General features: G+C 35.8%; 10 protein-coding genes. 3 read left to right on the top strand and 7 right to left on the bottom strand.

Annotated features, from left to right (window positions below; genetic code table 11):
• Positions 1-2: 2 nt before the first annotated feature.
• Genes HAV12_RS11295 through HAV12_RS11280 form a run of 4 tightly spaced genes read right to left on the bottom strand, consistent with a single transcriptional unit; the run spans position 3 to position 4944 of the window.
• On the bottom strand, positions 3-1721 hold the full coding sequence (locus HAV12_RS11295; RefSeq protein WP_171569756.1) for an amidohydrolase family protein: 1719 nt from the start codon (positions 1719-1721) through the stop codon (positions 3-5).
• A gap of 28 nt (positions 1722-1749) precedes the next feature.
• Positions 1750-2844 (bottom strand): hypothetical protein, encoded by a 1095-nt coding sequence (locus HAV12_RS11290; RefSeq protein ID WP_171569755.1) that lies wholly within the window; start codon positions 2842-2844, stop codon positions 1750-1752.
• 10 nt (positions 2845-2854) lie between these two features.
• Positions 2855-3271, bottom strand: a complete 417-nt coding sequence (locus tag HAV12_RS11285; protein WP_171569754.1) for a hypothetical protein — start codon at positions 3269-3271, stop codon at positions 2855-2857.
• 11 nt (positions 3272-3282) lie between these two features.
• Positions 3283-4944 (bottom strand): hypothetical protein, encoded by a 1662-nt coding sequence (locus HAV12_RS11280; RefSeq protein WP_171569753.1) that lies wholly within the window; start codon positions 4942-4944, stop codon positions 3283-3285.
• Between the two features lie 410 nt (positions 4945-5354).
• Here HAV12_RS11280 and HAV12_RS11275 point away from each other — a divergent pair, with 410 nt between their 5' ends.
• From HAV12_RS11275 to HAV12_RS11265, 3 genes are all read left to right on the top strand, one after another.
• Positions 5355-5741: a single-stranded DNA-binding protein gene (locus HAV12_RS11275; RefSeq protein ID WP_171569752.1), complete on the top strand. Its 387-nt coding sequence runs from the start codon at positions 5355-5357 to the stop codon at positions 5739-5741.
• 27 nt (positions 5742-5768) lie between these two features.
• Complete coding sequence (locus HAV12_RS11270) at positions 5769-6800, top strand: DUF932 domain-containing protein (RefSeq protein WP_171569751.1); 1032 nt, start codon at positions 5769-5771, stop codon at positions 6798-6800.
• 393 nt (positions 6801-7193) lie between these two features.
• Positions 7194-7661 carry a RadC family protein gene (locus tag HAV12_RS11265; RefSeq protein ID WP_171569750.1) on the top strand — a complete coding sequence of 156 codons (468 nt, stop codon included), beginning with the start codon at positions 7194-7196 and terminating at the stop codon, positions 7659-7661.
• A gap of 6 nt (positions 7662-7667) precedes the next feature.
• On the opposite strand, the gene HAV12_RS11260 is transcribed toward HAV12_RS11265, so the two are convergent.
• The 3 genes from HAV12_RS11260 to HAV12_RS11250 form a co-directional block, all read right to left on the bottom strand.
• Positions 7668-8747 carry a hypothetical protein gene (locus HAV12_RS11260; RefSeq protein ID WP_171569749.1) on the bottom strand — a complete coding sequence of 360 codons (1080 nt, stop codon included), beginning with the start codon at positions 8745-8747 and terminating at the stop codon, positions 7668-7670.
• Positions 8748-8918: 171 nt separating this feature from the next.
• Complete coding sequence (locus HAV12_RS11255) at positions 8919-11375, bottom strand: hypothetical protein (protein ID WP_171569748.1); 2457 nt, start codon at positions 11373-11375, stop codon at positions 8919-8921.
• Complete coding sequence (locus tag HAV12_RS11250; protein ID WP_205423375.1) at positions 11365-12192, bottom strand: hypothetical protein; 828 nt, start codon at positions 12190-12192, stop codon at positions 11365-11367. The genes HAV12_RS11255 and HAV12_RS11250 overlap by 11 nt, the downstream gene beginning before the upstream one ends.
• Positions 12193-12450: the final 258 nt, after the last annotated feature.

Here is a 12450-nt window from a genome sequence, read left to right as displayed (position 1 = left end):
TTCTATATATTATTCTTAAGAAACAATTCTGGATTAATTCGTGCAATCTGATCAAAATCTTCTTCTGTCAAATTTTTAAGTATACCAGCGAGCATATCTTTTTCAGAGCGATGATTTCGTACAACATAAAAATCGGTTCCAAAAAGTATTTTTTTTCTAAGATCTTCATTGAGTAGAGTCTGTTTTAATAAAGGTTGTATTTGCTCACTATGTATAATATAACTTAAATCTGCATAAACGTTATCATACTGAAGCATGATACTGCTTATAATTGAATACCAGTCGGCATGTTTCCACAATTGTTCTATTTTACCATCTGCAGGTTTTCCATCAACTGTTTCTGTGAAAATAATACCAGTAGAGGGATGCTTTGCCAACTGATTACTATGATCATAACGATCAGATTCTAAATATTTTAACCATTCGTCATCTCCTCCGTAATGCCCGAAGCATAATTTCAAATGCGAGAGATCATATTTAAGAATGTCTGATTCTTTATCATAACCGAAAATTGCTCTTATACGATCATCTTTAGCCTTAACTACCAGTCTCTTTAGTAAATTACTATCTAAAAGACACAAATAGTTTAAAGGATGTGTAAAGTTATTGATGAAGTCACTGTTTTTTATCCCGGGAAGCAACATACTTTTGTAAACGTCTTCCTCTATAGATTCTACAAACAAAGGATGATAATCCCATTCCTTTTTCTTTGTTCCGCGATAAAAAATAGTCCCGCGTATACAATGGGTTAAAATTGGCAAACCAGCATCTGCAGCATATTTCCATAAAGGCAGCAGCGTTTCATCAAAAGGATAATAACCCAAAGCTGGATAAATCTTAAAGCCGCTAAAACCATAATTTTCAATATACTCTTTTATAAAACATTCCTTTAATACAACCTTTTCTTCAATTATATCGAAATCAAAATGACTGATGCCTTCGGCTCTTATACGCCTTGGCTCTGCAAATACAAAAGGAAAAGCAATATCTTTATTATTTTCTTTTATCACAGCAAGCTGTGCCATCTGATCTGAATACTGGTTACCTTTTTTAAGACCTCCTGCTTCCATATATTCCATATCCATAGGAAGCAGTATAAAACCTGTGCCTTTAGGATATTGCCCTTTAAGTCTGCCGAAAATTTTGAATTGTTTATCGTACAGAGCAAATCTTACAAGGTTCAGATACCTTTTAGCAAGTTTCTTGCTTTCACTTCCGGTGAATACGCCTAAAAAAGACCATATTTTTGAAAATAGAAATAATAAAAAATTTCTTCCAGGCTTATAAAAAGCAATCAGGCACAATACAATAAAAACTTTTCCTAACAGAGAGTCTGGAATTATAATAAGCTTTTCTAGAATTTTATAAAGAGTACTAATCCAATTTCTCTCTTGAGCTCTGGGATCTTCTAGAGAATAAAAAATAATATAAAATACACTAACTGTTAACCATAATCCAACAATGGTGCGCAGGGTTGATAAAATAGCACTTCGGATTATAAAAATTTTAACGTGATACAAATTACGCCTGCATTTCTTAAAAAATGGTTGAAACTGCAATTTATAAGGTCCATCATACCAGAACCTGAATAGTTTAACCAATGGCGAAAGCGGTAACAGATAATACAAAGGCCAAGGAAGAAAAGTTTTAGCCAAATACGACGGTACATGATCACCAGTAAAAACATGAGCGTGACAATTAACGATCTTGTTTTTCTCCATAATAGATAGTTTTAAATTACATAAGATCTTATTTTTTATTGAGTGTAAAACTCTGAGATATCATCTCATTTTTATCATTTTTTGTCGATACTCTAATGATAATCGATTTTTTAAAATCTATGTCTCCGGTATCTGAAACAAAACTTACAGATGTAATTTGACCGTTGTCATTTGTTGTGGCCTCAGCAAGACCTGTAAACCTCCCAACTTCAAATTCAATACCATTTGCATCTGCTTGAAATGCCTTATAATAAACTGCAGTTCCAGTACTCACCTTCCCGATATCTCTGGTCAGATATGTTTTTACCTGTACCTGATCATCAGCTGAATCAACTGACAAAGTATTGGGTTCCAAAATTAAATGGTCTGCAAATGCCCTTGACAACAGCAGCGTTTTATTTAAAAAGATATTGCTCTTTGTCGATGCCGCAGCTTGCAGATACACTTCTCCAACACTTTTAGAAACCTTGTACTGGATGATTGCAACTTTATTTTTAATCACTACTGTGTTACTCTCGTTATTAATACCTAAAAAAGTACCCCCGGAAGCTGAAAATTTAATTGAGCCTATAGCATCTGCATTAAGATCTACAGTAGCTTTTAATGTAAGTATCGTAGTTGCATCTGCTTTAATTTCACCACTTATGGGAGTGGAATTTTGATCCAGAATTTCTAACTGAATAATCTGACCCGGATCAATAAGTTTAATCTGCTTTTCTGATATATACTTATCCGAATCACTTCCTATTTCCGCAGATAAATACAACGGCCCACTATCAAGCGGGACTTTGACGTAAACCTCCGCAATCCCATTATTATCAACAATTTTCTCAAATTGAGTACCTGAGGCTGTAGACATAAATTGCCCTTTGGAGATCTTGAAAACTACTTTCCTGTATTTATTATCTGCTTCCGGAGCGATTCTCGCCTGCAATTTTAATAGTGTTTCACCATCACCGGCCAGTTCACTTATTTGCTTATTATTTTGGTCATATACATCAAGAACAATAATAGAATCATTTGAAACCTTACGCTGTTCCTCATCACATGAAATACAAAACAAAGAAGCTAAAAAAAGTATCATCACAGAATGTACAATCGAAAATTGCTTATAGATAGTCATAATATACAATTTAAATAACGTTCAAATAAATTCTTTGTTCTCTTTTGATATTGGAATTAGAACAATCATGAGCAGTCACAACTAAAGTAACTTGTGATGCCCAAGCCCTGATAGCATCAAGGGACTGCCGCGCCACCAGATAGAAAGTAAATGTATCAATCATCCCACTGCCTATTATACCATAATGCCTGTATATTTCAAACATATTGGAATCCTGGGTATTAGGTTCTATCTTAAAATAATTGTTTTGGGATTTGGAAATCCCAACTGTTAATCCACAATCCATCTCATCACCATGCAGAAAATTAAATTTCACACTAATCGTGCATTGTTCGCTGATCAACCTCCCATCTTTTATACCAAACTTTATATTCAAAAGAGGAAATTGGTTTTCGATCGTAGGTTTTTGTAATACTACTGTTGGCATAGTAACTTTATTTAATTAGCTCCCGCAAAGAGCCCTCCCACATATCCCAGCGCAGATGATAAGGCCGAGTTTATGGTGATGGTAAATGCAAAAGAACCTTTGGTTATTTTATCTGTTATTATTGGATTGTCATTTTTTTGTTGGTAAAGGATCACCCCACCGCTTAGTCTTATAATCCTGTTGACCCTAAATCCTAAACCAACATAAGGCGTACCTAAATCGCCAGTTAAAAATGTATCATAAGAATCATCACTTGGCCCTAGTCTTTGAGCAAGACCAATCTGCAGGCATGCTTGTTTAAAGAACTTATCCCAACCTTTTAATTTGGAAAAAATTGCATTTCTGTTGACCGGTTTTACGTGAAAATTTACCGTCTGCAGGGCGAATGCATCATTTAATTCACTCGCATAAAGAAAGCCTAAGTCCAGATTAATATAAGGAGTTGCCTTAGATTCCACATCAGGAACTGCATTGTAATCCGTAGGCCATTTGGTTTGTGAATATTTATTGGCTAGTATATCAGGTATCTCCGCATTAAGTGTTGATATTATTTTTTTATTTTTTGTAATAATTTTAGAAGCATCAATCATCTGCTCAAGTAACGTAGTAATACTTGAATCAATGCTTGAGTCAAAATAAGGTTTATGATCATTTACTGTCCTTAAGCTACTCATTACGTCAATAGATGCCTTTAATAATTCCAGCGATTCAGCATTTTGATATATATGATCTTTATCAAGACGCTCCAGACCAAGATTAGTGATAAATTTTACATTCCCCTTAAGTATTTCCGAAGAGTAATTAAAACTTTGATTGCAGTTTCGATTGTAAAACACAGTCATCTGGTTCAATGTAACATCACTGAAATCTTTGATCATAAGATTCATTGGATCATCCAATAAACTTGCATTATCGATATTCTTTACATCTAGTTTTTTCAAATAATCACAAAATGAGCTTCCTAAAAATAAAGGAAGAATTTGGCCTGAAGCCGACGTATAGTTACCAGTCTCACCTTTAATCTCTGAGTTTGCCTTGTCTAAGCCTTTCACATAATCTCTTAATTCGTTCTTAAAAAGATCTTGAGGTCCTACTGTAATACCTTTTTCGTTGTAGAGCACTTTAACATGTTTTTGCAATACAGTAGAGAAACGTTCCACAATAGTATCAGGCACAGGTAAAACTTCATTCTCAAGATACAACCAGTTTATTGTCTTTTTTATATCTGCCTTAAGTGCGTTTGCAGCATTCTCACTGACATTAATTTTTTCATAAATAAAAAAATCAAATTTATAAGGTACATTGGGATGAAGTGGACCTATTGCAGATATTGAAAAATTTTGCACGGAAAGATTTAGGTCTTCCTTGGTAATATAGGCTTTAGGATCATTTTTATCTGGGAATTGAAAATAATACTTTTTGATAAATTTTTCATCAATAGTATCTGGTAGATCGATCTTATAACGTACCTGTATCCCCGATATAACCTTAGTAGATTTAAACTTTATTTTAAAAACTTCATCGAAAGGTAATTCACTTTCAAATTCACGCTTATCTATATCATAGGTAACTACAGTTTCCTTAACCTGAGCATGAATCGGCGCTAAACTTACCAGCAACAGAGCAAAGGCTATTAAAATCCTATTTTTTCTATTATTTGATTTTTTTGACATAGTGCATTTATAGGTTTAAAGGATAATACAAATAAACTACAAGCTTTATCTTTCTTACAAGTTGTAAAATTTGGTATTTAATTTCTTGCTAAATTTAGTCTTACTTTCAAGAACTATCACAAGTATATTTACCTGTTTTTCCATACGTTAGTTTAAATCCATAAAAATCTTTCAGTTTATCTATTTCCAATTCGAAACGGACCAAAAGGGCAGCTAAGATAGCAGCACCTGATCACCCCGTGCGCATAATGGACGGCGCTCCCCTTGTCCACCCTTCGGGACTTATAGCCCGTGGTCTCCAGTCACTGCTGGTTTCTTGCTTTCTTTTTTTCCGTTTTTTCTTTTGAAAATAATCTCTGGATCAGCGGACTCGAAAATAAAAGCAGTACAAACCTTTAAAAAACTACACTATGGAAATCACAGGAAGACTCACCAGAGATGCTAAAGTGGCCAGCATCAAACCCGATAAAAAGGTCATTAATTTCAGCATTGCCCTAAACGACAGCTACAAGCCCAAAGGATCAGACACCCTGCGGGAAATCACCACCTATATTGATTGTGATTACTGGATCTCCCCTAACGTGGCGCCTTATCTTAAAAAAGGTGCTCTTGTCTCTCTTTTCGGGCGTATCGGACTCAGCCTGTATTTAAGCAACGAAGGCAATCCCCGCGGATCGATCACCTTTCATGTCAACCACCTTAAAATTCTGGCCTTTGCCAAAAAAGAAACCATAGGCGCCCTGCCTGCAGTTGCTTCCAATAACAACACGGAAGATCCCGACGACCTTCCTTTTTAATCTTGTTTCACTTTAAATTTTTACATCATGGCACATCAAATCCACTTCAATGAAATCACACAAAAACATGCTTTCTTTTCCGTAAAGGAAAAACCTTGGCACGGCCTTGGTCAGCTTGTAACAGACTATCCCACCAGCAGTGAAGCCATTGCGCATTCGGGGCTGGACTATGAGGTGGTTAAAAGACCGCTGTTTGCAGAAGGCTTTGCGCAGGAGTTCAAACCTGTAAGCGACTACTTCGCCACCATGCGCACCGATACCCGCGAACTGCTTGGGATCGTGGGGAAAGACTACCACATCGTACAGAACAAAGACGCTTTTACCTTCTTTGACAGCATTGTAGGCGGGCACGGCATCCTCTATGAAACCGCAGGCGCTCTGGGCAAAGGCGAGCGCATCTTTATTACCGCCAAACTCCCCGACTACATCCGTGTAGGCAAAGACGACCTTATTGAGAAGTATTTATTTCTCACCACCTCCCACGACGGGAGCGGTTCCATCACAGCAGCCTTTACCCCGATTAGAATTGTATGCGCCAATACCCTGAATGCAGCGCTTAAAAACCAAAGCAATACCGTGCGCATCCGCCACACCTCCAATGCCCGTGCCCGTCTGGAACAGGCGCACAAGGTAATGGAAATCAGCGACCGCATGAGTTCAGGATTAGAGGATATTTTTAATCACTGGTCAACCGTGCGCATTACCGACAGCCAGGTTAAAAAACTCATTGCCATGGCGCTGGCACCCAGCAAAGAAGTACTTTCCCATGTTAAAAACAAGCAGTATGAAGAACTGTCTTCCGTCTTTTCCAACATCGTGGAAAATGCCTACAACTACGCCATGAGCGACAACACCCAGCTCACTGCCACCTGTGAAGGCACGCTCTTTGGCACCTACAATGCCGTAACGGGCTACTTCCAGAACGTGAAATCCTATAAAGACCCGCAGGCCAGACTCAAATCCGTACTACTCGGCGGAAATGCACAACAGCGCTCACAGGACGCCTTTAATCTTTGCAGAGACTTTGCTCTGAAAGGAAGTGCTATTCTTGAAAACTGATAGTCCTATGGGGACAGACTAATTGGAGGTCTGTCCCTATTTGGCGCGCGTCAGACACTTTAAGGTTCTGTAGAGGACTATAGGTTTTGCTTTGGTTGCAGAACCTCTGAAGCTGGCAGGGATTTTTAGGATTTGCTATTTCCTAGAGTCCCATGAGGTTTCAGTAAGCAAGCGCGGTTGTAGAGGATGGTCTGTTTTCTTTTTTTCCAGATCCACAGAACATTATATCATTTTTCGGTGAATTCTATCACAAAGTTCGGGCAGCGCGAGCGGTTCGCAGCAAAAAATTCCCCCATAAATGTGAGGCCTTCGTCTCACTTTATTGCGTTGCTTTTTGCGCTTGCTTCTCCCAGCCCGATGCGGGTGCTATAATTAATCTTAAAATATAGTATCATGGAAACACATCAAAACCCAGACTGGCACATCGTCTCAGAAGTAGAACTGATTTACAAATCCAAAGTCAAAGCCTCCCAAAGACCGCAGATCAAATCCTCCAGGGATTCCTATAAAGTACTATTGTCCTCTTGGGACTCTGGTAAAATAGAATATTTCGAACAGTTCAAAATCCTGTTTCTCAATCAGTCCTTCAAAGTCCTTGGACTCTACGAAATGTCCTCAGGAGGCATCTCCGGAACTGTAGTAGATGTCCGCCTGATTTTCTCGGCAGCCCTCAAAGCCAATGCCACCAATATCATGATTGCCTACAACCATCCCTCCGGCAGTCTCAAACCTTCCGAGGCCGATAAATTTTATACCAAAAGAATTAAAGAAGCCGGAGAACTGCTGGATATCAAACTTTTGGATCATCTGATCATCACTTCTGAATCCTACTACTCCTTTGCAGATGAGGGCGCCCTGTAGCGCCCCTTACCATTGGGAATAGTGCTGCAGATCATCATCCATGAAGATGGCATCCTTCGCATTCACCAGTGGATCCATCCAGTTGATTTTCGCTCTGGCCCATTCAAGCCACTGCTTTTGCTCCTCAGAATCTGCAGATTCTTCTACCAGCCTTACATACCTTCGAAGACGCTCGGCCTGATCAGAACGCTCTGCGTTTAGAAGCAGCATTTTAAAACCGTCTTTTTCCTCCTGACGCCTTACGGCTATCGCTTTTTCAATAACCTCTTCTTTATCTCGTTCGACTTGCCTTAGACGCGATGTTTCCTTCCTCTCATTTTTGGCCTTTGCCATAAGCTCCAGTTTAGCAACGATTCTGGCTAAAAGCTCTTCAACTACTGTAGCACCGTCTTTCCACTCCTTCTCTTCGGAATATTTTCCGACCTTAACAATAAAGGCCCCTGTCCGGACAAGCTCCGTTCCGCTGTACCCGCCCGTAGCAGGTACCCGCTTGGTGGCTTCTCGAAGATCAAGTTCGATTTCAATGCCGTCTACCACTGCCACGGTACCATGATACTGGTTCTTTTGGAATTCATGCCCGCGGTATTCGAGAAGTTTGATCAGCGCATCCATAAAGCGCAGCGCCCTGGGCATATGCGCATCGGCAACACTTAAATAGAGTCCTGCCGGACCTCGCTCCCAGTTGTTTTTCTTTTTATCTCGTTTGTCCCAGCTCTCTTTGGTAATCTGAATGAGTCTGTGCGCTTTGGTGAGTTCATTGGGTACCTTCAGCGGTGCCTTGGGATCCTTATCTATTTCCTTGGTCAGTGCCACTAAAGGTGAAGGTACCGGAATGTTGGTTTCATATTTCTTTCTTAGGATCTCAACCGATTCGGGACCGTCATATGGCTCTGAGAGTTTGGAAGTCCAGGTGTAGCCGTGTTTAAGCTGTATCCAATAGCTCGCATGAGGCAGCGGTACCTTGAGTGTGGTGCAGGCCTGACGGATGCTGTAATTGGAAATACCATACAATTTGCTGATCAAACCCATAGGCTTTTTCCAGACCAGATCGTACAATTCTAATCTTGTAAAAGTAACTGTTTTCATAAGCAGTATATAAAATCTAAAAATAATATTTTTTACTGCCTTATCGGAGAACCATTTATTTAAAGTACTAAAAAAATACTATAATTCTGAATTTAAGAAGCGTTTTACAATAAGTAAGCAGTTTTTTACACTGTATTACATATTAATCGTCAATACACTGAATTCCTTATCTTAATTCTTTAGCAGGTAGTACAATGGGAGGTCAAAATTTAAAGAAATTGATGTGAAAAATTCTCTTTTGCCATTATAATCTAAATTATAATCCACTCCAGCCATAAACGATAAAGGAAAATTAGATATTGTGTAACCTAGTTTCAAACCAGGGTTAAATAAAGCCTCACTCTTTAATCTTGGAAAGTTTTTGCGCTCGCTATTTAAATTAAAAGAGAATGGATTTCCAAGATCAAAAACATATAAGAAAAGACTGAAATACGAACTTGGGGAAGCATTTCGATTTTTTTTGTAATCACTAAATTTACTATAATTTTCATATAGTTTTTCATTATTTGTTTTTTTTGTAAGTGCAACTCCAAGAGGTATTGTAGGGCTAATAAATTGATTATTTTTATTAATGGCATATGCAATTCCCGGATAGGATTGAATTGAAACAGTTAAATTACTATACGATTTATAAGTGGTTGCTTTTGAGGGAAGACTAATAGTTTCAATAACATTTAAAACTTCATCAATATTCTTCGCTTCTTTCATTGCTGTAAAAACAAAATTTAATTTAACTACTGAATTTATAGTTGATAATTGATGATCTACTTTAATTTTATTGTTTTTGTTCTCAAACTCATCAGTTAAATGCCCCTTTAAAGGCATATATAAAATATCACTCAAATCCATTAAAAAAGGTTGCGATGTTTTCATTCTAGAACCTTGGATAAAATTAATGACTTTTAAAGAATATTCTTGTAGCTCAGTCAATTCATTATTTTTAAGTTCATCTTCAAAATAAAAATCTTTATATACTTTTAAATAAATCCTATTTAGCCATTTCGCATTTTCCTTTACATTTTCCTTCACATTACCTTTGAAATTTTCCTTTACATTTCGATCTATCTTATAATCATTATAGAGTTTGCTTATTTCAGTTAACTTGTTAAAGAAATCGAAAGCTCTTTCTTCAAATGATAAAGGTGTCTTAGATAAAAAATCATTCCTTACAGCATCTCTAGCTGCAGTAAGACTTTTATACAATTTAGGTGATTGTACAAAAAGTAAAGAATAAAAATATTTTCTCCCTTGGCTATTTAGATTATTCAGTTCTGAAAGAGAAAGCAAATGCTGCTGAGATATGGTATTAGATATATTTTTGTATATTAAATTTGCAAGACCTATTTGTTGAATTGAATCATTTTCTAAACTAAAAACATTCTCAATATTATCACTCTCTAAAATTGTATAGATATTTTCATATGCCACGCTGTATTGATTTTCTACACCTAACAACTGTTTTTTATTCCATTTTAAAATATTTAGAGGTAAATTTTCAATATCAATATTTGATGCACTTTGCAAATCCTTAATTGTCCAAAATTGATTTTTTTTTGCTGTTTCCACAAGAGCGTAGGTTTCAGGAAAAAAATCAATGAGATCCTTATTGGAAAGTAACACGTTGCTAAAGATGTCTCTATTAAATTCCTCTTCAATTCTCTCAGAAAGAAATCTAGCTAAGCCATCTGCTATTGAAGTTAATTCAAGATTACCGCCAAAAAATGGCTTCGTAACTTTTATTAATTTTAGTGGACTGGGCTGCTGTTTATCAATTGTTACCCTAATAAAATTTTTAATAGACTGTGAAAATAATTGCAAATCCACCTTCACATCAAAAGATAGTAATATTTCTGGATCATCCATAAATCTTAAAATATTTTGAATATTTTGGATTTCAATAGATGAAAAGGTACTTTTTATATCGCTTGCTAATATAGCTTTACAAATTAACCCAATTTCTTTACCGCGATTAGAGAATAAATACGCACCATAATAAGCATGGTTCGCAGATTCGGTTTCTACAAAGCCTAAATCATTTTCCAATACATCACACGCACTTATGAGGTCTTGATTATCGAGAAAAAAACTTATATTCTTAATTACTGATCTGTATTTTTTTTTGTTATTATATTTAGCAATTAGCTTATTAAAAAATACATCCTTGTATTTTTGCTTTTCACTATTGTTCATTTTTGCAAAATTTTTGATATCCTGTATATTCTGATTGTAAATTGCATTTATAACCGATAAAGAGTCAGATTTAAATTTTTCTGGTCTTAAAAACACTTCATTACCTCGTTTAAATATTAATGTGTGAGTCTGGGTTTTATCCATATATAAATTAACATTACCATATGGAGGATTCCAAAAATAATAGTCCGTTTTTTTAAAGAATTTTAATTGAATTCTTTTCTTCATGTATAAGCTATCAGGTAAACTGATCCGTAGTAAACCCTTATGGTAAGCATGATTGATCTTTTGATCGATTCCAACAAAATCACCAACCGCATTTGGCAAGATCAATAACTCATTTCCAATGGATTCTTTTAGCTCAAAGTTTGTTTGTCCAAGACAGGGATTATACATTAAAACTACGAACCATAATATTTTCCACAAATTATTTTTCATCGAGATAAAATAACGGTTTTGTTTGATTTATATAGTATTCTTTATTGCCCTTGTAAGCATAGTTTGCGGAAACAATTTGAAAATGATATGTTTCTATATTAGTAACGTCCGCTAAATGCGTTATTGTACCATAGTTATTCGAAATAGCATCCAAGGCTAATTCTTCACTTACAACACGAATGCCCTTTAAAGGTTCTTCTTCGTTTCTAGAATAAAATTTAAACACGAACTTGGTCTTTTCCTTACTAACAAATAATGTAATAGATTTACTTTCAGTAATTAAAAATTTACTTTTACCTTCTATTTTAAATTCATTGTTTGAAAGCTTAAATTGGATACTGTCTTCATAATATCCTTTCGCTAATTCAAAAGAGGCTACACCTTTGGAGTCAACATCTGCAACTATAGGTTTATTATTATTGGAGGGGATAAGGATCAAACCATTATCAAGCGTTTTAATTGGTATATCAGGTAAACCTTTACTTCCCTGTATCTGCACATTAAGGGTTTTCTGGTCATCTAAACTATTAAAAAACAAACCCAATATTACTACAATTACAAATGCTCCAAAAGGCCCTCCGGCCTTTATTTGAAAACCAAGAGCCTGCCCGTTTACGTCCGCTACAATTTCAGTTATACTAAATATTAATATAGCAACGCAAACTCCAAAAGATAGAAGCAAGAAGAAAAAAGATTGCTGAGTGGCTGTTTTTTCGCTTTCAAGCAATTTATTTGTAAAGTAAATTACTGCGAACATTGACGCTAAAGCCAATGTTATATAGAGCCATTTTGGTAATGCTGTATTTCTAGTCCTCATAAATGAATTTTGAAAGAGATTAATAAAAAACTAATAATAGATATCAAATAATTATATTGATTTTCAGTTAATTAGTTGTATTAAAGGAATGAATAGTTGTTTAACCTAAAAAAATAAAAATCCTCATCCAATTCATTCAAAAATAAAGTTTTTTTTATTTTAAAAAAACAGGTATAAATACCTGTTTTTTAATTATTTACAAGCAAATATCTTTAGATCCAATTGTTTCCGAAAAAAAATTATAGTAATAATATAAAA

The sequence above is a fragment of the Flavobacterium sp. CLA17 genome (assembly GCF_013112255.2).
Taxonomy (GTDB): domain Bacteria; phylum Bacteroidota; class Bacteroidia; order Flavobacteriales; family Flavobacteriaceae; genus Flavobacterium; species Flavobacterium circumlabens.
This window is presented reverse-complemented; position numbering and strand designations above follow the sequence as displayed.